The 22,555-nt window shown below is 61.3% G+C and carries 21 protein-coding genes; 5 read left to right on the top strand and 16 right to left on the bottom strand.

Features of this window, described 5'->3' with window-relative positions:
- Nucleotides 1–172 precede the first annotated feature (172 nt).
- The 4 genes from J7G73_RS05815 to J7G73_RS05800 form a co-directional block, all read right to left on the bottom strand.
- Entirely contained in the window at nt 173–727 is a 555-nt protein-coding gene (locus J7G73_RS05815; protein WP_291245580.1) for a DUF4358 domain-containing protein, read from the bottom strand.
- A gap of 124 nt (nt 728–851) precedes the next feature.
- The gene (locus J7G73_RS05810; RefSeq protein WP_291245579.1) at nt 852–1,292 is read right to left on the bottom strand and encodes an Lrp/AsnC family transcriptional regulator; all 441 of its coding nucleotides are present in this window, start codon (nt 1,290–1,292) and stop codon (nt 852–854) included.
- 322 nt (nt 1,293–1,614) lie between these two features.
- Nucleotides 1,615–2,877, bottom strand: coding sequence for a GTPase HflX (gene hflX / locus J7G73_RS05805; RefSeq protein WP_087292060.1), 1,263 nt, complete (start codon nt 2,875–2,877; stop codon nt 1,615–1,617).
- A gap of 33 nt (nt 2,878–2,910) precedes the next feature.
- Entirely contained in the window at nt 2,911–3,495 is a 585-nt protein-coding gene (locus J7G73_RS05800; RefSeq protein WP_291245578.1) for a GNAT family N-acetyltransferase, read from the bottom strand.
- Nucleotides 3,496–3,728: 233 nt separating this feature from the next.
- Between J7G73_RS05800 and J7G73_RS05795 the strand changes: the two genes are divergently transcribed.
- A complete protein-coding gene (locus J7G73_RS05795) occupies nt 3,729–4,280 on the top strand; it encodes a hypothetical protein (protein ID WP_291244511.1) in 552 nt (183 codons plus the stop codon).
- A gap of 63 nt (nt 4,281–4,343) precedes the next feature.
- Here the strand turns inward: J7G73_RS05795 and J7G73_RS05790 are convergent, their stop codons facing one another.
- From J7G73_RS05790 to J7G73_RS05775, 4 genes are all read right to left on the bottom strand, one after another.
- On the bottom strand, nt 4,344–5,120 hold the full coding sequence (locus J7G73_RS05790; RefSeq protein WP_291245577.1) for a hypothetical protein: 777 nt from the start codon (nt 5,118–5,120) through the stop codon (nt 4,344–4,346).
- 13 nt (nt 5,121–5,133) lie between these two features.
- Nucleotides 5,134–5,919: a hypothetical protein gene (locus tag J7G73_RS05785; protein WP_291245576.1), complete on the bottom strand. Its 786-nt coding sequence runs from the start codon at nt 5,917–5,919 to the stop codon at nt 5,134–5,136.
- Between the two features lie 112 nt (nt 5,920–6,031).
- Nucleotides 6,032–7,447: a HAMP domain-containing sensor histidine kinase gene (locus tag J7G73_RS05780; protein WP_291245575.1), complete on the bottom strand. Its 1,416-nt coding sequence runs from the start codon at nt 7,445–7,447 to the stop codon at nt 6,032–6,034.
- Nucleotides 7,448–7,458: 11 nt separating this feature from the next.
- Nucleotides 7,459–8,112: a response regulator transcription factor gene (locus J7G73_RS05775; protein ID WP_291245574.1), complete on the bottom strand. Its 654-nt coding sequence runs from the start codon at nt 8,110–8,112 to the stop codon at nt 7,459–7,461.
- Nucleotides 8,113–8,342: 230 nt separating this feature from the next.
- On the opposite strand from J7G73_RS05775, the gene J7G73_RS05770 reads away from it, so the two are divergent.
- Nucleotides 8,343–9,722, top strand: coding sequence for an MATE family efflux transporter (locus J7G73_RS05770; protein WP_291245573.1), 1,380 nt, complete (start codon nt 8,343–8,345; stop codon nt 9,720–9,722).
- Between the two features lie 89 nt (nt 9,723–9,811).
- Here the strand turns inward: J7G73_RS05770 and J7G73_RS05765 are convergent, their stop codons facing one another.
- The 4 genes from J7G73_RS05765 to J7G73_RS05750 all read right to left on the bottom strand — a co-directional run bounded on the left by J7G73_RS05765 (nt 9,812) and on the right by J7G73_RS05750 (nt 13,766).
- Nucleotides 9,812–10,645 (bottom strand): MetQ/NlpA family ABC transporter substrate-binding protein, encoded by an 834-nt coding sequence (locus tag J7G73_RS05765; RefSeq protein WP_087292084.1) that lies wholly within the window; start codon nt 10,643–10,645, stop codon nt 9,812–9,814.
- Between the two features lie 113 nt (nt 10,646–10,758).
- Nucleotides 10,759–11,427, bottom strand: coding sequence for a methionine ABC transporter permease (locus J7G73_RS05760; protein ID WP_087292087.1), 669 nt, complete (start codon nt 11,425–11,427; stop codon nt 10,759–10,761).
- A gap of 3 nt (nt 11,428–11,430) precedes the next feature.
- Nucleotides 11,431–12,168 carry a methionine ABC transporter ATP-binding protein gene (locus J7G73_RS05755; RefSeq protein ID WP_291245572.1) on the bottom strand — a complete coding sequence of 246 codons (738 nt, stop codon included), beginning with the start codon at nt 12,166–12,168 and terminating at the stop codon, nt 11,431–11,433.
- Nucleotides 12,169–12,644: 476 nt separating this feature from the next.
- Entirely contained in the window at nt 12,645–13,766 is a 1,122-nt protein-coding gene (locus J7G73_RS05750; protein WP_087292091.1) for an N-acetyl sugar amidotransferase, read from the bottom strand.
- A gap of 336 nt (nt 13,767–14,102) precedes the next feature.
- Between J7G73_RS05750 and J7G73_RS05745 the strand changes: the two genes are divergently transcribed.
- On the top strand, nt 14,103–14,747 hold the full coding sequence (locus tag J7G73_RS05745) for a DUF1648 domain-containing protein (protein WP_291245571.1): 645 nt from the start codon (nt 14,103–14,105) through the stop codon (nt 14,745–14,747).
- Between the two features lie 99 nt (nt 14,748–14,846).
- On the opposite strand, the gene J7G73_RS05740 is transcribed toward J7G73_RS05745, so the two are convergent.
- The 4 genes from J7G73_RS05740 to J7G73_RS05725 form a co-directional block, all read right to left on the bottom strand.
- The gene (locus J7G73_RS05740) at nt 14,847–16,082 is read right to left on the bottom strand and encodes a lipopolysaccharide biosynthesis protein (protein ID WP_291245570.1); all 1,236 of its coding nucleotides are present in this window, start codon (nt 16,080–16,082) and stop codon (nt 14,847–14,849) included.
- A gap of 6 nt (nt 16,083–16,088) precedes the next feature.
- Nucleotides 16,089–17,414: a surface carbohydrate biosynthesis protein gene (locus tag J7G73_RS05735; RefSeq protein WP_291245569.1), complete on the bottom strand. Its 1,326-nt coding sequence runs from the start codon at nt 17,412–17,414 to the stop codon at nt 16,089–16,091.
- Between the two features lie 63 nt (nt 17,415–17,477).
- Complete coding sequence (locus J7G73_RS05730) at nt 17,478–18,434, bottom strand: hypothetical protein (protein ID WP_291245568.1); 957 nt, start codon at nt 18,432–18,434, stop codon at nt 17,478–17,480.
- Between the two features lie 30 nt (nt 18,435–18,464).
- Nucleotides 18,465–20,030, bottom strand: a complete 1,566-nt coding sequence (locus J7G73_RS05725) for an MBOAT family O-acyltransferase (RefSeq protein ID WP_291245567.1) — start codon at nt 20,028–20,030, stop codon at nt 18,465–18,467.
- Between the two features lie 277 nt (nt 20,031–20,307).
- Between J7G73_RS05725 and J7G73_RS05720 the strand changes: the two genes are divergently transcribed.
- Both J7G73_RS05720 and J7G73_RS05715 read left to right on the top strand, forming a co-directional pair.
- Nucleotides 20,308–21,291, top strand: coding sequence for an NAD-dependent 4,6-dehydratase LegB (locus J7G73_RS05720; protein ID WP_291245566.1), 984 nt, complete (start codon nt 20,308–20,310; stop codon nt 21,289–21,291).
- A 148-nt stretch (nt 21,292–21,439) separates the two neighbouring features.
- Nucleotides 21,440–22,555 (top strand): DUF2142 domain-containing protein (locus J7G73_RS05715; protein ID WP_291245565.1); only part of this gene is annotated, 1,116 nt, incomplete at its 3' end.

Below are 22,555 nucleotides of genomic sequence, written 5' to 3'. Positions count from 1 at the left end.
GGCGCTGGTGGTGCTGGGCGTGGCCGTGCTGGTGCTGAGCATCAAGGTGTTGCTGCTGATGATCCAGGCGCTGCGCATCTACATCCAGAAAAACAGCGGCTGAGCGGCAAACAAAATGCTCCGGCCCGCGCCCCCGAAAGGGGGAACGCGGACCGGAGCATTTTTTACTGGATTATTTCAGCGCGGTCTCGATGCTCTGGAACACCTGATCCTGATTTTCACACATCACCAGAACCACCTCGCCGCTTTTCAGGGTCTCCAGTTTGGCGGCCTTGGCAATGGCGTACTGGTCCGCCAGGTAGTTCTCCTGGGCGGATTTCTGGGATTCGATGAAGCCGGAGAGGGCCTCCTTCACCGCGTCAGTCTTGCCCTCAGCGGGCTTTACGATGGCCACGCCGTAGGCCTTCACATTCATCAGCGACACGCTGTAGGCGGCGCTTTCCACATCCTCGGCGGCAAGGCCCAGCACATCCAGACTCATCTGGCCCTGGCTGGCAATGGCCTCCGAGTCCAGATGTTCGGCATAGCCCTTGCTGGCGGTGTAGCTGTCACCCTCCAGGGTGAAGATGGTGTAGTTGCTGTTATCCTCCTCGGTGCGGCTGTCCGCCAGGGCGGCGGTGTAGTCTGCGGGGGTATGGCTGACGGCGGAATCCGCGCCGGAGGAGGCGCAGCCCACCAGACCGGCGGCCAGAACACCGGCCAGAAGAATCGAAAATAAACGTTTCATAAAAACACTCCTTTGTCAATGGGCAGCCCCGCCGGCGGCGGGAGAAAACGGCCCTTTGCTGCAAGTATGCCCAAAACAGCCGTAAGTTTGCCCCTGTGACTGGAATACGAAACAGCGCCCCGGATTATTGCGCCGAGCTGAAAAAAGACCCCCGCTCCACCGGGGTGGAAAGAATGATCTGGGTGCTGGTGGGTCCCATACGCTGGAACCGGGTGATCAGCTGCTCCAGCTGCGGCATGCCCTCGCAGCTTACCTTCACGATAAAGCTGTGGCTGCCGGTCACATGGAAGCACTGGCGCACCTGAGCATCCGCCCGGGCCAGGGTGAGGAATTCGTCCCGGTCTGCCGGTGCGATGGATACGCTGATCAGCGCGTCCACGCTGGTCTGGCGCTGGGGGTCCCGCAGCAGGGCGGTGTATCCGGCGATCACACCCTGCTCCTCCAGCCGCCGGATGCGGCTGGACACTGCCGGGCTGGTGAGGGCCACCTGGCGGGCAATGTCCTTCACAGGCATACGGGCATTTTGCTCCAAAAGCATCAGGATCTTTTTGTCTAAATCGTCCAAAAAAACAGCTCCTTTCCGGGAAACATCAAAGTGACATAAAAAATTGACAAAGTTAAGAAAAAATATAGAGAAATTATACAATCAAAAAAGATGAAAACAATTTGGTGGCTTCACTTAATTATATAAAGCAAAAACGCAAAAGTAAAGGGAATCCGGAAAGAAAAAACCGGCATTTCAATTTGACATATTAAGAAAAATGGGTATACTAAAGACAGTGCAAGACACGCACTCCTGAATTTGATAACTTCTCACTTATTATACTTTCCCACCCCTCTATGCAGAAAGGCCCGCCGGTTTTCCGGCGGGCCTTTCTGCTTTTTGTTCAGTTTTCCAGCAGGTACGGCAGGTAAATGTGCAGGTCGCTGCTCTTCACAAAGCCTTCGAAGTAGACTCCGTTTTCCCGGTAGTCCTCCACCGAAACGCTGCCCCGGCTGCGCATGGCTTCGGCCAGGCCCAGCTTGTCGTAGGGGAGCACCAGCTTCACCGCCCGCACCCGGTCCGAGAGAGCGGCGTCCAGCGCGGCCAGCAGGTCGTCCAGACCCTGGCCGGTCTTGGCGCTGGTCAGGATCACCGCCGGATCAAAGGGAGTGGCACCGGCCTTGTCGCACTTGTTGTACACGGTCAGCTGCGGGATGCCCTCGCAGCCCAGCTCTGCCAGCACCTGATCGGTGACGGTCAACTGATCCTCCCGCTCCTCATCAGCAGCGTCCGCCACCTTCACGATCACATCGGAATAGGCGGCTTCCTCCAGAGTGCTCTTGAAGGCCTCCACCAGCTTGTGGGGCAGGCGGCTCACAAAGCCTACGGTGTCCACTGCGATCACGTTCAGACCGCTGGGCAGGGTCAGCTTGCGGGCGGTGGGGTCCAGGGTGGCGAACAGCATGTCTGCCTCCATCACCTCAGCCCCGCACAGGGCGTTCAAAAGGCTGGACTTGCCCACGTTGGTGTAGCCCACCAGGCTGATCACCGGGGTACCGGCCTTCTGGCGGGCACGGCGGTTCTCGCCGCGGCGCTTTTCCAGCTCGGTGAGCTTCTGCTCCAGCGCCTCGATGCGCCGATGGATATGCCGCCGGTCGTATTCCAGCTTGCTTTCGCCTGCGCCGCGCCGTGCACCGCCGCCGCCGCCACCGCCGCCGCCCTGACGGGACAGGCTCTCGCCCAGACCCTGTAGACGGGGCAGCCGGTAGCGCAGCATGGCCAGCTCGGTCTGCACCTTACCTTCGTTGGTTACCGCCCGGCTGCGGAAGATCTCCAGAATCAGCATGGTGCGGTCCAGCACCTCCACGTCCAGCCGCTCGGACAGGTTGCGGATCTGGCTGCCGGTCAGCTCGCCGTCAAAGATGGCCGCCTCGGCCCCCAGGTTCTGGCAGTAGAGCTTGGCCTCCTCCAGTTTGCCCTCGCCCAGCAGGGTGCCCGCCTCGGGGGCGGCGCGCCGCTGCACGATCTGAGCCACCGCTTCCATGCCGTTGGCCTCGCACAGAGCGCTCAGCTCGTCCATGCTCCGGTCCGCGTCAAACTGGCCAAGGTCCAGCCCCAGCAGGACAACCTTCACCGGCTCCTTGTCTTGAATCATCAGTTCACTCATATAAGCTCCTTTTATCGCTGTCAAATTATCGCGTCAGAAATTCGGGTTTCGGTTCACATAGCACCGGCAGGGCACCGGGGTGCCGTCGAATTTGTGGTAAAGGCTGTCGTGGTCCCACACCCATCCGGCCTTTTCCATCACCCGGCCGCTGGCGGGGTTTGCCGTGGCATGGCAGCAGGCCAGCCAGGGGCCGCCCACTTCTTTGAACCAGAAGTCCCGCACGGCGCACAAAGCCTCGGTGGCGTAGCCCTTGCCCCAGAAGGCGCGGCCGTAGCAGTAGCCTACCTCCCAAACCCCGGCGGAATGGTCCAGGCCGGGAGCATGCCACAGGGAGGAGTCCTGTTCCTCGCCCTCCATGATGCTGATGCTGCCGAAGGGGGAATCCGTTCCGCGCAGGCAGACGGCCCACTGGTAGTAGTCCGGGTTCTGGTAAAGGGCCTCCCAGGCGGCCAGCAGCTGGGCGGTCTCCAGCCAGTCCTTGTGGGGCTCCCAGCGCAGAAAGCGGGTCACCTGCGGGTCGTTTGCCCAGGTTTCAAACATGGGAATGGCATCGCTGGTGGTCAGCGGCCGCAGGATCAGCCGTTCGGTCTCTAAGATCGGTGTGCCCAGATGGCGCATGGAAATCCCCTCCTCATCGCCCCCGCTGCCGGGGAAAGTGCTTTTATTATAGGTGCAAGCGGGCGGTGTGTCAATTTTTTTGAAAAAAGATGAAGAACCGGCGCATTCAGACTCGTTGTATGAGCAAAGGGAAACCTACTGAGCCGGTAGGAAGTACCGGAACCATGCATACCGCCCGCCCGGGGAAGGGGAAGTACCACCAGAAAAGGGCCGCGGCGAAAGGAGCCAGAATCATGCCGAATGTTTACTTATTGTTATCCCGTACCGACACCCTGTTTGCCCGGGCCATGCACGGCCTGACCGGCAACCGCTATACCCACGTGAGCCTGGCGCTGGACCGGGACCTGGAGCAGATGTACAGCTTTGCCCGCCGCTACGAGATTGCGCCCCTGCCTGCCGGTTTCATCCGGGAGAATCTGTACGACGGGGTTTACGGCCGCAGCGGCACGGCGGACAGCCTGGTGCTGGAGCTGCCGGTGAGCCAGAAGGCCTACGACCGCATTGCCCGCCGGCTGGAAAAGATGGAGCGCCGCCAGCTGGACTACGGCTATGACGTGCTGGGTCTGGCGCTGGCCTGGCTGGGCATCGCCCACCAGCGGCGGAATAAATTCGTGTGCAGCCAGTTTGTGGCCCAGACCCTGCAGGATGCGGGGGCGCTGGAGCTGCCGGACCACCCCAGCCTGGTGCGCCCGGAGGATTTTGCCTATCTGGAGCCGCTGCGGGTGGTGTACCAGGGACCGCTGGCCTGGGCGGGCCGTGTGGGCCGCCGTGCAATGGCCGCATGAATAGAACGAAAACAACATCAGCCCGCCATGGTGCAAAGCCATGGCGGGCTGATGTTTGTGCTTTTAAAGCAGGAACGCGCCGTCCAGTGCAAGGAAGGTGAGCTGGGCGGTGTTTTCGGAGACCATGTAGGCAGCCCGGTAATCACCGGACGCGGTGGAGATCTGCACCGGCAGGAATCCGCCGCCGGAATCTCCGGCAGGCTTCACGGCTTCCACGGTGGGCAGGCCCATCTCCTCAAACAGGGCGGGCAGCATGACCTGGAACAGCTCCATCGAATCGGAGGAATCGGAGGCGTACAGTCCGCTGTTCAAGGGAGGCTTCACGTTCAGCGAAAGCAGCTGGCCGTTGATGGCGTCCAGCAGGGCAATAAAGTGGAAGCTGCCCTCGTCGGTGCCGTCCGGGGCCTGCCAGCAGTCCACGCTCCAGATGGTGCGCTCGCCGTTCTGGTAGTCGGTGCGGCGGAAGGCGTAGGTGGTGAACTGATATTCCCCCAGGGGGATGCCGCTGGCGGCCTCCATCCAGTGGGCTGCGGTGTTCACCGCCTGCTGCACCTCCATGCAGGCCTCGTCCGGCTGCACATAGATTTTGTAGTAATCCGGAACGCCCTCCAATCCGTTGTTGAGCTGGACCGGGTCGGGATGCTCGGCCATAAATTCCTCGGTGTAGTCGTGATAGGCGTAGTCGCAGGCGTCTAGCGCGGCGCTCACCGGGTCCGGCGCGGAGCTGGAGGAGGCGCTCACCGGGTCGCTCACCGTCACCGGAGTCTGCCCAGGAGCAGAGCAGGCGGTGAAGAGCGAGACGGCGCAGAGGGTGGCGATAAGAACAGAAAGACATTTCATGATAAATCCCTCCTCAGCGATCGATGGCATCTTTTTGGTGCAGAGCATCCACCCGCGCCTGACCGCCGGTGGCGGTCACGTTCTCAAAGTAGGTGAGAGTGTTGCCGGTGGAAAACTGGAACAGAGCGGTGTCGCCGTTTTCCAGAACGGCCCAGAGCCAGTCCTGATGGGCACTGGCTTCATCCGTAAACTCAGTGCTCTGGATCTGGCCCAGGCCCGCCGTGGTGCAGAAGTCCTGCGCCAGTTGGGGCCAGGTGTCCTTTTGAGGCTGCTCCGGGTCGGTGCAGCCCTGCCCCGGATAAAGGGAATAGCTGAACAGCTCACCGGTTACAGAATCCATTTGCAGGAATACCGATGCGGCACGTTGAAACAGCGGGTTTTCCGCGCTGCTGGGAATGGGCACGCTGGCCTTCACTACCGACTGGGTCCGGGAAAGGTTCGGGTCCTCCATGTAACACAGCGCAATCAGCTGGGAGGAAAGGTCCATCCCCAGAGCGGACTGGCACAGCTCGCCCGCCTTTTTGGCGATGTCCTGGGTGGGCAGGAATTCCGGCCGGGGCAGGGCAGGCGTGGGGTGCCCTTCGGTATAGTCGTAGGTTTTGTACTCCTCGATCTTCTCGGCAGTTCGGTCGATAAACCGAAAGTCATAATCCTCCACGATCTGCCCGGCGGCATTTACGGATGCGCTCACCGGGTCACTCACCGCCACCGGAGTCTGCCCGGGAGCAGAGCAGGCGGAAAAGCCGGTCAGGGCCAGGGTGGCCGTCAGGCTGAGGGCAATGGGGCGAAGATTCATCATAACATCCTCCTTGGCGCAGCCGGGGGTGGAAGGCCCCGGCCTGTTTTCTGGCTTTAGTCTACTTCCCAGCTGTTGCCACAAAAGGTGCGGGGTGTTGCGAAGCGGTAAAAACTTATTGCAAAGTTGTAAAAGTCACCGTGGCCCGGGTGCCCCGGCCCGGCTGGCTCTCGAATTCCAGCTGTGCGCCATGGCGGCGGGCGATGGCAAAGCAGAGCGAAAGCCCCAGCCCGGCCCCGCCCTCGGCCCGGCTGCGGGCCTTGTCCGCCCGGTAAAAGGGCTCGCCTAGGTGGGCCAGCGTCTCCCGGTCCATGCCCCGGCCGTCGTCGGTCACCACGAACAGCACCCGGCCCGGCGCACGGTGGGTCAGCAGCCGTACCCGGCCCCCGGCGGCGCAGGCCTTTACCCCGTTGTCGCACAGGTTGACCAGCAGGCTTTCCAGCAGTACCTCGTCGGCCGAAAGCTCCACCGGGCAATCGGGGGGCAGCACCGCGAAGTCCACCTGGCGGGCCCGGGCCTTAGGGCCGATGGTGCGCTCCACCCGGCGCAGCAGGTCTGCCGCATCCACCGGGGCCAGCTCCAGCGGCTCGCTGCGCAGCACGCTCAGCTTCAGAAGCTGCTGGCTCAGCGCCAGCACCCGGCGGCTCTCGAACAGGATGGTATCGGTGGCCTCCATCAGCTCTTCCGGGTCCATCTGGGCCCGCTGCATGGTCTCGGCCCAGCCGCCGATGGCGGTGAGCGGGGTACGCATCTCGTGGGCCAGATTGTCGATCAGCTGCTGCTTCTGGCTGGCGGCGGTCTCCAGCTGGTCGATCTTGTGCTGCACCTGACCTGCCATCTGGTTCATGGCACGGCCCAGCTCGCCCACCTCGTCCCGCCGCTGGTCCGGCGCGCGGGCGGCAAGATCGCCTGCCGCAATGGCACGGGCGGTGTCGGTCACCTGAGCCAGCGGCTGATACATCCGGGCAAGCACCAGATACAAGGCGATGGCAAACACCCCGCTCACCACCCCGCCGATGATGAGAAACAGCAGCCGGATGCGGGCCCACTCCTGATAAAACCCCTCCATGGGGAAGGCGCAGGTGACGATGGTATCCGGCGAGACGGTGGCAAGCCGGGAGGAGACAAACAGCTGCCGCCCCTCTTCGGTGGGCAGCACCAGATAGACCCGCTGGCCCTCGGGAACCTCCGGCCGGGTGCGTCCGCCCTCCACGGCGGGCAGGGTAGAGTAGAGCACAGCGCCGTTTTCCGCCACCTCCAGCGGGATGCCGCCTCCCGCGTACTGAGTGGCGTAGTATTCATACAGATTGGGCAGTGCCGCCGGACGGGAGGCCGCCACGGCCTGGGCATCCTGCACAAGGCTCTGCATCAGGTATTGCTGCTGGGCCAGGGCCTCGTTTACCGTGGAGGAAAAGTTCTGCCGCTGTCCCAGGCTGAACACTGCCCCGATGCTGCCCGCAAGGCAGCAGAGAAACAGCCCCAGCGTGGCCAGATAGGTTTTCTGCCAGTATTTCAGAGTGAGACGTTTCATAAAAGCCCCTTTCAGCGGGTGCTGAGCCGGTAGCCCAGCTTGTAAACGGTCTGGATGCGCCCTTCCAGCTCCAGCTTTTTGCGCAGCCGCTGGATGTGGGCATCCACCGTGCGGCTTTCGCCCTCGTAGTCGTAGCCCCAGGCCAGGTTCAGCAGCTTTTCCCGGCTGAGGGCCAGGTTCCGGTTGGTGATGAGCACCTCCAGCAGGCTGTATTCCTGAGGCGTGAGGGGCACTTCCTCTTCGCGAAGAAAGACCCGGTGGGCGTCCAGATCCACCCGCAGCCCGTCCAGCGTGAAGGTGCGGGCGGATTTGCCGCCCCGCCGCAGCACGATCTCCACCCGGGCCAGCAGCTCCAGCACCTCGAAGGGCTTCACGATGTAGTCCTCCGCGCCAAGGCCCAGCCCCTGCAGCTTGTCCGACAGGCTGGTCTTGGCGGTCACGAAGATCACCGGCAGCCCGGCGGGCAGCTGGGCTTTTACGGCAAAGCCGTCCAGCCCGGGGAGCATCACATCCAGCAGTACCAGATCGAAGGCCTGGCTCTGGGCCAGCTCCAGCGCCTCGGGCCCGGTGAAGGCCTGGGCGCAGCTGTGGCCCACCAGCTTTAAATTGGAGCGGATCAGATTGTTGATGGCGGTTTCGTCTTCGGCAATGAGAATGTGTGCCATGGAGCGTTTCTCCCTTTCTGTGCCCGGCCGGGGCGGTATTGTTCCTGCTTTTATATTATAAAGAACTTGTTGCGAACTTGTCATGGCTTTGGTCAAAATACCGAATTTGTGCCAAACAAATAACGATGGTCGACACGGCGGTGCAATCGTGCTATACTGTTGTGGCTTTCAAGTGTTTTTATGAGGGCCGCGGCCCCCGGGAGTGAATTTCAGAAAAGAGGTTTTGTGATATGTCGCGTTCCGTCAGCGCGGAAAATCAGATCACGCAGGGTGTGATCTGGAAGCAGATCCTTGTGTTCTTTTTCCCCATTCTGTTCGGCACCTTCTTCCAGCAGCTGTATAACACCTTCGATGCGGTCATCGTGGGGCAGTTCGTGGGCAAGCAGGCGCTGGCCGCGGTGGGCGGCGGCGCCAGCAATCTGGTGAACATTGTGGTGAACCTGTTCACCGGCGTGGCAGCCGGTACCACTGTGGTGGTGGCCCAGGGTGTGGGCGCCCGGGACCCGCAGCGGGTACAGAAAACAGTGCACACCTCGGTGGCCATGTCGCTGGCGGGCGGTCTGCTTTTCACGGTCCTGGGTATCTTGGCGGCCCGGCCCGCGCTGGAGCTTATGGGTACCCCGGCGGATGTGATGGAATACGCGGTGCAGTATCTGATCGCCTACTGCCTGGGCATGATCCCCTCGTTCTTTTATAATGTGGGTGCGGGCATCCTGCGTGCGGTGGGCGACACCAAGCGCCCGCTGTACTTTTTGATCGTGGCCTGCCTGGTGAACATCGTGCTGGACATCCTGTTTGTGGCGGTGATGGGTCTGGGCGCGCTGGGCGCGGGCCTTGCCACCATGATCTCCCAGTGGGTGAGCGCCGCGCTGGTTTATCTCTCCCTTTCCGGAACCCAGGCCATCTATCGGTTGGATAAAACCCAGCTGGGCTTTGATCGGGCCAGCCTGGGCCGGGTGCTGCAGGTGGGCATTCCGGCGGGCATTCAGGGCAACATGTATGCCATTTCCAACGTGATTCTGCAAAGCTGCATCAACTCCTTCGGCACCGATACGGTGGCCGCCTGGACCAGCTTTTCCAAGGTGGACGGCTTCTTCTGGATGATCAGCGGCGCTTATGGCATTGCCATCACCACCTTTGCGGGCCAGAACTACGGCGCGGGGCTGTACAGCCGGGTGCGCAAAAGCGTGAATGTCTGCCTTGCCATGAACGCGGCCACTGCCGTGGGGCTGAGTGCCATCATGCTGAGCTGCGCCGAGCTGCTGCTGCGGCTGTTCACCCAGGACGAGGCGGTGCTGGAAATTGCCGTCACGCTGTGTTGGCATCTGATGCCCTGCTATGTGACCTTCGTGTGCATCGAGATTTTGTCCGGTGCCATCCGCGGCTGCGGTCAGGCGCTGATCCCCATGATCCTCACCGGCAGCGGCGTGTGCGGACTGCGGATTTTGTGGGTGATTTTTGTGGTGCCGCTCAAGCGGGATATTCTGACGGTGGCGGTCAGCTACCCGGTGAGCTGGGTCATCACCAGCATCTGCTTTGTGATCTATTACAAGTGCGGCAAATGGCTGCCCAAGGAGGACCGACAGCCTGCGACCTCCGCTGAGGCCTGATTGCAAGAGCAAATCAAGAGTAAATAAAAAAGAGGAAGCCTGACGGGCTTCCTCTTTTTTGCTTGCTTGGGTTTTGGGGGATGGGGGAGTTATTTGCTGAACACGCTCAGATCGGCGGTCTTGCCCGGGTAGATGCCCATGGGCTCGTAGTGGGGGGTGACCACGCTCACGATGTGGGTGCCCTGCTCGGCGTTGAAGTCATCCAGATAGGGCTGATGCTGGAAGTAGTTGGCATCCAGGCTGCCGTCCTCCACGGCGGTGTTGGGCATCACGTAGTCGTCGAATTCCACAATCTCCAGGGTCACGTTGTGCTCGGCCAGGATGGGAGCGGCGTACTCCAGAATCTCGGCGTGGGGGCTGGGGGAAGCGCCCACCTTCAGGGTGACGGGCTCGGCGATTTCGGGGATGGTCAGCTCCTCAGCGCCCATGGGCATCACCACGCCGTTGTAATTGGCGGCGATCCAGTCCTGCACGTCCTGGCTCATGAGCACAGCGGCCAGCGCCTGGATGGCAGGCTCGGTCTCCCGGCCCTCCTTCACGGCCAGAATGTTGCCGAAGGTCTGGGCGGCCACGCTCTCGGCGTCTTCGCTCACCAGAACGGTGTCGCCGATGCCGGCGCCGGAGGCATAGTTGCCGTTGATGACCGCGAAGTCCAGATCAGGCAGGCTGCTGGGCAGGGCCGCGGCCTCCATGGGGACGATTTCCACGTTGTAGGGGTTTTCGGCGATGTCCCGCTCGGTGGCCTCCAGGCCAACGCCCTCGGTCAGGGTCAGGATGCCCTGGGCCTGCAGCAGCTGCAGAGCGCGGCCGCCGTTGGTGGCGTCTGCCGGGATGCCAATCTTGTAGCCGCCGGACTTGCCGCCGCAGGCGGCCAGGCTCACGGCCAGCACGGCGCACAGAGCCAGAGAAATCAGTTTTTTCATGGTATACACTCCTCTATGTTGATGGGTTGAAATAAGCGTTGTAAAACGAAAACAGCACCCGGCTCAAGGCTCGCGCGCCGCCCGAAGCGGGGCGCTGTTTTTTCAAAAGGGGATCAGCGGTTGCGTTTGTCGGCCTTGCGGGCCAGCAGGTTGCACACGCTCTGGATGATGCACACCAGAATGACCACCAGAACGATGGTGGCGTACATCACGTCGCTCTGGTAGCGCTGGTAGCCGAAGCGGAAGGCGATGTTGCCAAGGCCGCCCGCGCCCACCGCGCCGGTCACAGCGGTGTAGCCGAAGATGGTGATGATGGTGATGGACAGGCCCCGCAGCAGGCTGGGCACGCTTTCCACCAGCAGCACCCGGGTGATGATCTGCCAGTTGGTGGCGCCCATGCAGCGGGCGGCCTCCACCACGCCGGCGTCGATCTCCTCCAGGCTCTGCTCCACCATGCGGGCCACAAAGGGCGCCGCCGCGATGGACAGGGGAACGTTGGCGGCGGTTGCGCCGATGGAGGTTCCCGCGATCAGCCGGGTAAAGGGGAGAACGAAGAAGATCAGGATCATGAAGGGGATGCTGCGGAACAGGTTCACGAACCAGCCGAACACCGCGTTGAAGCGGGGAGCGGCCATGATGCCGCCGGATTTTGTGGTGGTGAGCAGCACGCCCAGAGGCAGGCCGATCAGATAGGCCACCAGAGTGGGAACAAAAGTCATATAAAGGGTTTCCAGCGTGCCCTCCCACAAAAGGCTGCCGTACTGTGCGAAAAATTCTGCCATGGGTTATTCCTCCTTGCCCAGCAAAAGGCGAGCCACGTCGCTTTGGGGATTTTCAAAAATCTGAGCCGCGTCGCCCTGCTCCACAAAGCGACCGCCGTCGATGACCACCATCCGGTTGCAGATGGCCTTGACCACCGCCAGCTCGTGGGTGATGATGATCACCGTCACGCCCAGCTTTTTGTTGATGGCCTGCAAAAGCTCCAGCACGCTCTTGGTGGTGAGGGGGTCCAGGGCGCTGGTGGGCTCGTCGCACAGCAGCACCTGAGGGTTGGACGCCAGCGCCCGGGCCAGCGCCACCCGCTGCTTCTGACCGCCGGAAAGCTGGCTGGGGTAGCTCTGAGCCTTATCCGCAAGGCCCACCAGCTCCAGCAGCTCGGCCACCCGCTTTTCCACCTCGTCCTTTTTGTAAGGGGTAAGCTTCAGGGGGAAGGCCACGTTCTCGGCCACGGTCTTCTGCATCAGCAGGTTGTAGCCCTGGAACACCACGCCCATCTGGCGGCGGGCCTCCAGCAGCTCCTTACCCTTCAGATGGGCAAGGTCCTTGCCGTTCAGCAGGATCTGGCCCTCGGTGGGCTTTTCCAAAAGGCACAGGCAGCGCAGCAGGGTGCTTTTGCCCGCGCCGCTCATGCCGATGATGCCGAAGATGTCGCCATCCTGGATGGTGGTGGAAACATCCCGCAGGGCTTCCACCTTGCTGGCACTTCCCGTAAAGATTTTAGACAGATGTTTGATCTCAAACATGATTGCTTTCTTTCTCTCCTTTGTTCGGTCCGGCGGTAAAACGGCAAAACAAAAAGGCTGCCGTCCTTGCAACAAAACAAGGACGACAGCCTGTAACAGACTTCGTGGTACCACCTTGATTCACCGGCCCCTTGCGGGGACAACGGCCTTTCCGGCTGCGGCAGAAATGAACTGATTACAGCCTGACGCTTTAACGGGCGTTCCCGGCGGGCACTTAGAACTCCTGCTCTTCGCACACGCAGCTCCGAGACCATGTTCAGCTTCCTGTTCCCTGCCCGTTTCCACCGTCGGGGCTCTCTAGTAAGGGTCGATGCCGAAAGCCTACTCTTCTCTTCCTAGCTTTTGGATGATAGTATGCGTTTATGATACCGTCGAATTTACGGTTTGTCAAGCACTTTTTTGCGCGATATTACCAGAAAAACAAAAAATGCCCCGCTTTTTGGCGAAAAAGCGGGGCAGATAATCATAAATTGTGATTATTTATTCTCTTCCCAGATGGGGTGGTTCAGCACCCAGCGGCCGTACTCGTCCTTGTGGAAGATGTCGGTGTTGTAGAACTTGTCCAGAATGGCCCAGAACTCGCTCTCGGTGTAGCCGCAGAACTCGCAGAAGTCACGCACGCACAACGGGTCCAGCGCGCCGTCCCGCTCCTTGATCTGGGGGATGGCCTCCTCGCGGGTCATCAGGCCGTAGCGAATGTAGCGGGCGGTGTAGTCGGTGGCGGCGGCATGGCCGAACTTGGGGTACTTCAGCCAGGAGTGCACCAGGTAGGCGCGGGAGTCGATCTGGTCGAAGTTCTCCACGTGATGGCGGCGGTCCCACTCGTGGGTCAGGTCGTGGAAACCGCGGCTCTTGGCCAGCTGGTAGTTCTTGTAGCTGTTCCAGGGCAGGAAGTAGCTCATGTAGAAGGGGTCCAGACGGGCCAGCTCCTCGGCGGTGGGAGCCTTGGTCAGGGCCAGGTCGTTGGCGGAAACGCCATAGCTCAGCAGCTCCTCCTCGGGGAAGCCGACGGCCACGCCGTTTTCGATCTGGCCGCGGGCGGAGTAGGTCTCCTCGTCGGCGTTGCCGCCGTACTCAAAGCTCACGTTCTCGCCGTAGCACAGCAGGGGAGTGTTGAACTTCAGCGCCATGTGCAGGGGGAAGGTGTAGATCAGCCGGTCCACGTACCAGGTGGGCTTGCCATACTTCTCGAAGAAGGCGCGCATCAGGGTCTTCTGGGCCTTGATGTTGGGCTTGCAGCTGATGATGGTGCAGCCGAACTCCTCGCTGATGTTCTTCAGGTTGTGCTTGCCTGCCTCGGTCATGGGGAAGTTGTCCTCCACGCTGAACAGGATGGGGTTCATCTTCATGACCTCTTTCAGGATGTAGACCTGGAAGTGGCTGTCCTTACCGCCGGACACGGCAACGGCGCAGTCGTAGCCGCCGGGGCCGTTGCAGCCGCGGTACTTGTCGCACAGGGCTTCAAATTCCTTCCAGCGGGCATCCCAGTCCACGTTGGCGCGGCTCTCGTAGTGGCGGCAGGCGCTGCAAACGCCCTCGGCATCGAAGGTGATACCGGGCCGGGTGTCGGGCATGGTGCATTTTTTACAGTATTTCATGGGTCGATCCCCTCCCTTGAAGTTAAGGCTTGTGCACAGGGGGTTCCTGTGCCGTCGCTTCATTATAGCATGCCCCGGCCCATATTACAAATTCCAGTGGGGCCACCGGTGCAAAATTCATGAATTTTTTGCAAAACAGCGCCCCGCCCCGCCCGCACAAGCGCTGGGACGAAATCACCGGGCAAACGGCGCAAAACCGCCTGCCGCCGGGTTTGACCGGCCCGGACGGCAGGCGGTATGATAACAGTAGAAAAATATCCGCATCCCATGGGCGATGCTTTTTGTTGCACAGCGTCGGTACGGGGATGCCCCGAGCAGGAAAGGAAGTGCTGTGGGATGAAAAAGCAGATACAAACTCCGTTCTGGGCGGGCCTTGCGGCCTGCGCTCTGCCGCTGGTGGTCGGGCTTCTGGCCTACGGCCGCCTGCCCGGGCAGATGGCGGTGCAGTGGAGTGGCGAGACCGGCGAGGTGACCAGCCTGATGAGCAAGCCCTGGGCAGTGATCGCCATTCCCATCGTGCTCATGGTGATGCACTGGGTGGTATATGCCACGGTGCACAGCATGGTGCTTGGTCCCCGGCTGATGGGTGCGCTGCGGGAGGGCCTGGGATGGCTGATCCCGCTGCTGAGCGTGGCCATGTACAGCGTGATCTTTGCGGCGAACCTCACCGGCAGAATCCAGATCCTGGTGCTGCTGACCGGTCTGGTGGGGCTGGCGGTGCTGATCGTGGCGGCTCATGTGGCCGAGCTTCCCTTTGGTTCCCGCTGGGGCGTACAGGACCGGTTTTCCATGTCCAGTGAAGAGAACTGGACCCATATCCACATGGTCACCGGAGGCATCTGGGGCCTGTGCGGCGCGGCGGTGATGCTGGGCAGCTGGCTTTCGCCGCTGAATGCGGGCCGGATGCTGCTGTGGCTGGTGCCTATGATCGTGCCGGGCATCTATTCCCACTGGATGGGCCGTCGGATGCAGCAAAGCTGATTCATACGAAACAACCAACCGAACGATAAGCACAATAAAAGCCCCTTCCCTTATGTCACAACGGCTAAGGGAAGGGGCTATCGTTTTGCTTTTTTGCGCTTATTGTTTGGCCGCAAACTGCTTTTTGCAGCGAACGAGCAGGAAGGCCAGCAGGGCGATGGCCTGTACGCCGATGCCCAGAATGGTGGCCCAGGCCGCGCCGTACACGTCGAAGGCGCGCAGCAGAGGCTGACTGGCCAGAAGAGCGGCGGCAAGGCCCGCCAGATTGCCCAGAATCAGACCACGCATCTCCCGGGCAATGGTGAGCAGGTGACACAGAACCGTGGCCGCCACCGTGCAGACGGTAGCCAGCACCAGCGGCTGCAGCAGGGGGGCATAATCCAGCACCTCGGGGGTGGTGGGGTACAGGATCGAAAGCCCCCAGCGGCCCAGCAGGGCCACGCCGATGGTTCCGGCGATCCACAAAGCCACCAGTGCCGCGCCCAGCAGTCGCAGACCCTTGTAAAAGCCCTTGCCGTTCCGGTCGGTCCACAGGTGGGCAAAGGTGGTGATGAAGGGCACAAACAGGTAGATCACCGCCACCTGTAAGATCATCACCGGCAGGAAAACGTTGTTGAAGTAGCCCAGCTTCACGCTGCCCAGAATCCGCTCGCAGTAGTAGCGGGGCACCGAGGCGATGGTGGTGTTCAAAAAGGCGTACACCGCCAGCGGCAGGCATTCCAGCAGCAGGGCCTTCACGCCCGCCCCGCCGGTGCGTTTGAAATCCGCCCGGCGGCGGGCCAGGGGAATGTCCACCACCAGCACGTAGGCAGCGTTCAGTGCGAACAGAATGGCCAAGGTGAGCACCAGGTCCCTGGTGAGCAGAAGACCCAGAGTCACGCTCAGGGCGGTCACGATGCCGCGCACCCCGAAGCTGATGCCCACGATGTCGATCCGCTCGGCCTTTTGCAGGTAGCCGTGCCACACATCGGACCAGCTCTCGATCAGTCGGTAGCCGGTGTAGAGGAAGATCACCCATCGCTGCTGGGCGGAATAGCTGTTGATAAACGAGAACACAAGGCAGCCCACCCCCGCCGCCGTCAGGGTGATGTAGCGGCTGAACAGATAGCTGCGGTCGGTGTATTTGCCCGACAGGTCCGACACCTGGAAGGTGCGCATGCCATAGCTGGCGGCGGAAAGGCAGACGTTGGCGATGGTCATGCCGGTGGCCAGCAGGCCGTTGGCCTCGGCCCCGGCCAGAGCGGTGACCAGCAGGGTGATGGCTGCCTGGCAGATGTAGAACAAAAGGCTGCCCGCGGTGTTGAACAGCACGTTGCGGCGCATCTGGCGTTCCATGTCCGGTCAGTTGCCCCCTTTCATCACGAAGGGACGGATCTTGTCCTCCATGGCCTTGATCTGAGCTTTGGGCACATAGGCTTTTTCCACATAACCGTAGATGCGCTGTGCAAAATCCGCCAGACCTTTGTGGAAGAAGAACACCTTTTTGGGGGGCAGGCGCAAAGCGAACAGGATGTGTACGCCCCACAGCGCGAAGAACTTGAGCAGGTTGAAATGAGGCGTGAAGCCCTCGCCCATGGGCTCGTCCCGGGGCGGCTCCTTGTACACGGTCTCCAGCAGGTCCGCCATGCGGATGTAGGCGGGGGTCTCACTGGGGTCAAAATAGCCCTCGATCACCTCTCTGGCAATGGGGAAGGGCGGGTTTTTGTCCGCCATGGCGGCGAGAAATTCCTCGTAGCTGGTCACATACTTTGCACCGGCGTAGATCACCGGGTCGTACTCGTGCTCGATGGGAGCCGGGCGCAGGATGTGGCAGCTCTTGCCCGCCATGTACACCTCGGCAATGGCGGTGCTCATCCAGATGGAGATGGAGTCCGCCGCCATGATCCAGTCCTTCACGCCGTAGGCGAAGATCACATGGAAGTTGGGCCGCTTTTTGGCCAGCTCGGCCAGCTGAGGGCTGTTCCATTCGCTGGGGTGGCGGCGGTAGACCAGCTCCACCTCCGGGTGCTGGCCCAGATACTCGTCGAACCAGCGCAGGGTCTCGGCCATGCTCACCCGGTTGGTGGCGGCAAAACCGGTAAAGTCGGTGCCCGCCATCTCGCTCAGCTCTTTGACCTCCTGCTCGGTCATGCTGGCATAACCGAAGCTGGAAATGTAAAGGTGCAGCTCCTTGGAGGCATCCAGACCGAACTCGGCGCACAGGTCCGCCTTGTTTTTGAAATAGCCGGAAAATTCCGGCCGCACGAAGTCCATCATCACCGCGCCGGTCACCGGGCAGTTTTTCTCCTCCATGCCGTGGGCGATCAGCCGGTCCGCGGTGCGGCGGCCCCAGCAGGTCTGCACGCACTTTTTGGCGTTGCCGTTAAAGTTGAACCAGTCGCCCTCCTCCTGGGTGTCGCTGAGCATCTGCTCCCAGTGCAGGTTCACGATCTTGTTCAGCCTGCCCACGTTGTTGTAAACGTGACTGTTGATGGCCTCGTTGTCATACATGCAGCTGGACACCAGCACCTTGGGCTTTTTCCAGGTGAAGTATTTCAGCTTTTTGCGGTCCAGCAGCTGGCGGATCTCGGCGGTATAGCCCCGCCGTTCCAGCTCCAGCTTTAAAAGAAGGTCGCTTTCGTATTCCCGCACCGTATGCTCGTAGAGGATCAGAAAATCAAGACTCACTTTTTTCTCTCCTTTTTTGGGGGCTTTGGGGGCAGCATCCGCCGAACTGGCGGAGGGCTGCCCTTAGCCCAGATCGGTGAACAGCTGCTCGGTCCACTGGGGCAGGCCGTAGCGTTCGTCCAGGTGGAAGCCGTCGTAGAATTGGGTGTCGTCGTCAAAGTCCGGCCGGTCGGTCCATTCATAGTCCAGCACCGAGAAGCTAAGCTCAGAGGCTTTTTCCGCCAGCTGGGGCAGCACGGCGTTTTCCATCTGCTCGGTGATGGTACCGTCTTCGCCGTACACGTCGCAGACTTCGGTTTTCACGATGTCCGCCATGGGGGCCAGCACCACGGTCAGCTTCACGCCCCGCTCGGCGCAGCGGGCGGCGGCCTCGTACAGCCGGTCCAACTGGCTGGTGTTCAGCGTCCAGTTCTCGCATTTGGTGATGAGGGCGGCGGGGTACTCGGCCAGCAGGGTGTGAACCTCATACACCGTGCCGTCAGCGGCGGTGTAGTCCTGCGGATAGACCCAGTCGCCGGTCTCGGGGGCGTCCACCCGGCCGGTGAGCTGGTTTTGCAGGTTGGTAAGCATGTTCACGTTGTATTCCAGGTTAAAGAAGTAGGCGAAGGGGTTGTTCAGGGTCTTTTCCAGATTGCTCATCCGGTCGGTGTCGTAGCCCTGGTTGATGGTGTAGAAGGAAAAGCCGAAGATCACTTCCTCCAGGTTGGGATTATTATCCAGCGCCCAGTTCAGAAGGTCGATGCCCTCCCGCAGCGACGCGCCGCCGAAGGCCAGATTCTGCCAGGGACGGCCGCTGGTTTCGTTCACCAGATCCATGTCGAAGTGGGCAAAACGGGAATCACCGATGATGATGGAATTGCCCGGCTGGCGCTTGAAATCCTTCAGCCGGCTGATGGGGGCGTCGCTGTCGGTGTTCGGGTGCAGGCCGAAATAGTTGTTGGGCTCAAAGGCCGCAAACAGGCAGAAATACGCCAGCACCGGAACCAGCAGCAGCGCAAGGTTGCGTAAAATATGTTTCATGGGGCCGTGGGCTCCTTTCTGCGATCCGAATTAAAAACCGCCGTAGGCAAAGCTGCCCCCGGCAAAGCCGCCGTTCTGCATGACGAGACCGGCGAAGCTGAACAGCACCAGCGCGTAGTAAAGCGCCCAGCGCACAGCGGGCTTCTGGGCGGTGAGCACCAGCTCCTCGCTCTTGTTCTTGAACTGGAAGTTGCGCTGCCAGTCCAGCCAGAAGGCCAGCGCCAGGGTGCAGGCCAGCATCACAAGCCAGGCCGCGCCCATGAGGGTGTTGTTGTAGAAGCCGCCCAGAATGGCCTGCCAGCTCTCGGAGGCAAAGCGGGCGGGGGACCAGCCCGCGAACCAGCCCTTCAGAATGGCGAAGGCCTGGCCCACGCCGTAGCTTTCGCCCTCTGGCTGGCCGATGGCGCTGCCCATGGCAAAGAACACCATGCTGAAGTTCCAGAGCAGGAACACGCCCAGCCGCTTGGCCCACATCTGGCGGGCAGGGGCCTTCTTTTTGGGCTTGCCCAGCTTCTGATGCAGCAGCTCCTCGCCCACCCGGTAGGCGGCCTGCAACAGGCCCCAGATCACAAAGGGAAGGGTGTTGCCGTGCCAGAAGCCGGAGACAAAGAACACGCAGAACACACAGAACACCGGCGAAAACCGGGTGATCTTGCGGCCCAGCAGCGGCAGCTTGGAAGCGTCCGCCCAGACCAGCGGGGTGAACAGGTAGTCCTGCAGCCAGCTGGAAAGGCTGATGTGCCACCGGCTCCAGAAGCCGGAGAAGTTGGTGGCAAAGAAGGGGGTCTTGAAGTTTTCCGGGATCTCCAGCCCCAGCAAGAGAGCACTGGCCCGGGCCATCTGGGAATAACCCACGAAATCAAAGTAAAGATAAAAGGTGTAGCCCAGGGTGGCCGCCAGCAGCGCCGGGCCGCCGTGGCCGGGAATGTTCGCAAAGACCTGGCTCACGTACATCATCAGCACGTCCGCCACCGCCACCTTTTTGAAAAAGCCCAGGGCGAAGAGCTGCAGCGCCCGCACGGTGCGGGCCGCGTCGAAGCGGTGTTCTTCGTTCAGCTGGGGCAGTACCTTCTGGGCCCGGCAGATGGGCCCGGCGGTGATGGTGCCGAAAAAGCTGAGGAAGGCCGCCAGATTCACAAACCGCTTTTCGGCGGGCATGTCGCCCCGGCTCACATCGATCAGGTAGGAGAGGGCGGCGAAGGTGTAGAAGCTGATGCCCAGAGGGAAGGGCAGACGATGCAGCACGCCGGGAGCAAAGGGCAGCACGGCCAGCGCCAGGTTGAAGTACTTGAACACGGCCAAAACTGCCAGCAGCACGATCACCGCTGCCGCCAGCTTTCGCCCGCGCTGTTCGGGCGGCGCGGCCTCCAGGCTCAGGCCCATGCGCCACACAAACACACAGCTGGCCGCCAGCAGAGCAATGGGCAGCGCCTGCCACAGGCCGGCAAAACCGTCGCCGGTGGGGCGGTTGCACCAATAGAAAACAAGGCTTGCCGCAAGCAGAAAATGATTTTGCCAGCGCCGGGGCATAAGCTTCAGATATACAAAAGCCACCAGCGGCGCAAAGGCAAGGTAAGAAAGATTTTGAAAGCTCAAAACGGTTGCCCATCCTTTTTATTTCGGTATATTATGGGAACTTCTTCCCAAACCCTCATTATACCGGCTTTTTTGGCCACTGTAAAGGAAAACGGGTGTTCAGGTGCGCTGGCGATGGACAAGGGCGCTGTTTTTGTTGAAATTAATGGTGGTTTATATTATACTAAGTAACAACTGGGTAACAACCGAACCGGCCCCGACCCGCAATGCGGCGGGCGGCGGCGCGGCTGGATATTTGGTATAAAAACAAACGAAGTTGCAAAGGAGATTCTGCGATATGGCGAACACTGTGATGGTCACCGGAGCCGACGGCTTCATCGGCAGCCACCTCACCGAGGAGCTGGTACGAAAGGGCGAGAAGGTCAAGGCCTTCTGCTACTACAATTCCTTCGGCACCTGGGGCTGGCTGGACACCCTGCCCAAGGAGATCAAAAACGAGATCGAGGTGTTTATGGGCGACATCCGCGACCCCAACGGCGTGCGCCATGCCATGGAAGGGCAGGACATCGTGTATCACCTGGCAGCGCTGATCGCCATCCCCTTCAGCTACCACAGCCCGGACAGCTACGTGGACACCAACATCAAGGGCACCCTGAACGTGCTGAACGCGGCCCGTCAGGTGGGCACCAAGCGTCTCTTGGTCACCAGCACCAGCGAGGTGTACGGCACCGCTCAGTATGTACCCATCGACGAGAAGCATCCCTACCAGGGCCAGAGCCCCTATTCCGCCACCAAGATCGGTGCGGACCGTCTGGCCGAGAGCTTCTACCGCAGCTTTGATCTGCCGGTCACCATCGTGCGGCCCTTCAACACCTACGGCCCCCGCCAGAGCGCCCGGGCCGTGATCCCCACCATCATCACCCAGCTGCTCACCGGCGCCACCGAGATCAAGCTGGGCAGCCTGACCCCCACCCGTGACTTCAACTACGTGAAGGACACCGCGGCGGGCTTCATGGCACTGGCGGGTTGCGAGGCAGCCATCGGCCAGGAGGTGAACATCGCCACCGGTGAGGAGCATTCCATCGGCGATCTGGCCAACGAGCTGATCCGCCAGATCAACCCCGAGGCCAAGATCGTGTGCGACGAGCAGCGCCTGCGCCCCGAGAAGAGCGAGGTCAACCGCCTGCTGGGCGATTCCACCAAGATCCGCTCCATCACCGACTGGAAGCCCCAGTACACCTTCGAGCAGGGTCTGGCGGCGACCATCGAGTTTTTGAAAAACAACCTGGACCGCTACAAGCCGGACGTTTATAATCTGTAAGCCTGTGGGTAAGGTAAGCCCCCGGGCTTGCCTTGCCATTGCCGGGCGGACTTTTGCAAAAAGGTCTGCCCGGCTTATGCCGTTTAAAAAGGGGAGTTTTCCCGCCGCTGAGAAACGGCAAAAATCAACGAAGCGAAAAGGAATTTCTATGACGCAACAAGACATTTTGGCCCGGCTGCGGCGGCTGCCCGGCGGGGTGTTCTGGCTGCTGGGCTGGCTGTGCGCCTGCGCCGGGGCCGTGTGCTTTGCCTATTACTGGCGGGTGTTTTATTACCTGGAGGGCCGCATCGCGGCGCTGCCGCTCACCGCGGCAATGGTGGGCCTGGCCAGCCTGGCGATCCTGGCGGTGTTTTTGCTGGTGCGCTTTGTCAAACCCGGGGCCTGGGTGAACAGCCACACCAGCCAGGGTATGACCACCGACGAGGACGGCAACCCCAGCGTGTACACCACCGAGGGCTACGCCCTCAAGCAGCAGGGCGAGGGCGGGCCGGTGAGCGGCGTGGCCGACGGCTTTGCCGCCTACTTTGACGGCCAGCCCGCCGAAAATCCGGTGAGCGAGCCCTATTTCTTCATGACCATCTCCATGGCGCCCCAGGCGCTGGGCATTCTGGTGGCCCGACTGCTGGGCTTCGGCGCGCTGGGCTGCATGTACGCCGCCCGGTTGGCGAATCTGGCCGCCTATGCGGCGCTGTGCTGGCTGGCGCTACGCAACTGCAGGCGCTACAAGCCAGTGTTCCTGGCCTTTATGCTGCTGCCCCTGAGCCTGTATATGGCAGCCTCGGTGAGCTACGACGCCACCCTGCTGGGCTTTTACTATCTGGTGGCCAGCTTCTACTGCAAGGATGAGATCACCGACCGGGACATCGGCCTGTTCCTGTTTGCCTTTGTGATGATGAACGTGGCCAAGCCCTACATCAACCTGCTGTGGCTGGTGCTGCCCATCGTGCTGCCCAAGAGCGCCTGGAAGACCCGCTGGAAGAAGTGGCAGCTGGCGGCGGCCTGCCTGGTGGGCGGCTTTGCCCTGGGCAAGTTCTTCGACTGGTACGGCACCGTCTTCCGCTATAACTACCCCTACGTGGGGCGGCAGATCGCCGGAGCGGGCGAGGTGAGCCAGCTGGCGTTCATCCTCTCGAACCCGCTGCGCTACATCGCGGTGCTGCTGGGTACCTTCTACGAAAACAAATTCTACGTGGGCCAGATGGGCCTGTTCGGCGCGCTGGATCTGGAGGTGCCCTTCATCAGCCTTGTCAGCCCCATGCTGCTG

The organism is Allofournierella sp. (assembly GCF_017889395.1).
Lineage (GTDB): Bacteria > Bacillota > Clostridia > Oscillospirales > Ruminococcaceae > Allofournierella.
Note: the sequence above shows the minus strand (reverse complement) of the source record. Positions and strands in the feature narration are given on the sequence as shown.

What these genes read in the sequence shown, in the direction of transcription:
- J7G73_RS05815 (WP_291245580.1), bottom strand. Translation starts at nt 727, where the DNA reads ATGAAACGTTTATTTTCGATTCTTCTGGCCGGTGTTCTGGCCGCCGGT.
- hflX (WP_087292060.1), bottom strand. Translation starts at nt 2,877, where the DNA reads ATGAGTGAACTGATGATTCAAGACAAGGAGCCGGTGAAGGTTGTCCTG.
- J7G73_RS05800 (WP_291245578.1), bottom strand. Translation starts at nt 3,495, where the DNA reads ATGCGCCATCTGGGCACACCGATCTTAGAGACCGAACGGCTGATCCTG.
- J7G73_RS05795 (WP_291244511.1), top strand. Translation starts at nt 3,729, where the DNA reads ATGCCGAATGTTTACTTATTGTTATCCCGTACCGACACCCTGTTTGCC.
- J7G73_RS05790 (WP_291245577.1), bottom strand. Translation starts at nt 5,120, where the DNA reads ATGAAATGTCTTTCTGTTCTTATCGCCACCCTCTGCGCCGTCTCGCTC.
- J7G73_RS05785 (WP_291245576.1), bottom strand. Translation starts at nt 5,919, where the DNA reads ATGATGAATCTTCGCCCCATTGCCCTCAGCCTGACGGCCACCCTGGCC.
- J7G73_RS05780 (WP_291245575.1), bottom strand. Translation starts at nt 7,447, where the DNA reads ATGAAACGTCTCACTCTGAAATACTGGCAGAAAACCTATCTGGCCACG.
- J7G73_RS05775 (WP_291245574.1), bottom strand. Translation starts at nt 8,112, where the DNA reads ATGGCACACATTCTCATTGCCGAAGACGAAACCGCCATCAACAATCTG.
- J7G73_RS05770 (WP_291245573.1), top strand. Translation starts at nt 8,343, where the DNA reads ATGTCGCGTTCCGTCAGCGCGGAAAATCAGATCACGCAGGGTGTGATC.
- J7G73_RS05765 (WP_087292084.1), bottom strand. Translation starts at nt 10,645, where the DNA reads ATGAAAAAACTGATTTCTCTGGCTCTGTGCGCCGTGCTGGCCGTGAGC.
- J7G73_RS05760 (WP_087292087.1), bottom strand. Translation starts at nt 11,427, where the DNA reads ATGGCAGAATTTTTCGCACAGTACGGCAGCCTTTTGTGGGAGGGCACG.
- J7G73_RS05755 (WP_291245572.1), bottom strand. Translation starts at nt 12,168, where the DNA reads ATGTTTGAGATCAAACATCTGTCTAAAATCTTTACGGGAAGTGCCAGC.
- J7G73_RS05750 (WP_087292091.1), bottom strand. Translation starts at nt 13,766, where the DNA reads ATGAAATACTGTAAAAAATGCACCATGCCCGACACCCGGCCCGGTATC.
- J7G73_RS05745 (WP_291245571.1), top strand. Translation starts at nt 14,103, where the DNA reads ATGAAAAAGCAGATACAAACTCCGTTCTGGGCGGGCCTTGCGGCCTGC.
- J7G73_RS05740 (WP_291245570.1), bottom strand. Translation starts at nt 16,082, where the DNA reads ATGGAACGCCAGATGCGCCGCAACGTGCTGTTCAACACCGCGGGCAGC.
- J7G73_RS05730 (WP_291245568.1), bottom strand. Translation starts at nt 18,434, where the DNA reads ATGAAACATATTTTACGCAACCTTGCGCTGCTGCTGGTTCCGGTGCTG.
- J7G73_RS05720 (WP_291245566.1), top strand. Translation starts at nt 20,308, where the DNA reads ATGGCGAACACTGTGATGGTCACCGGAGCCGACGGCTTCATCGGCAGC.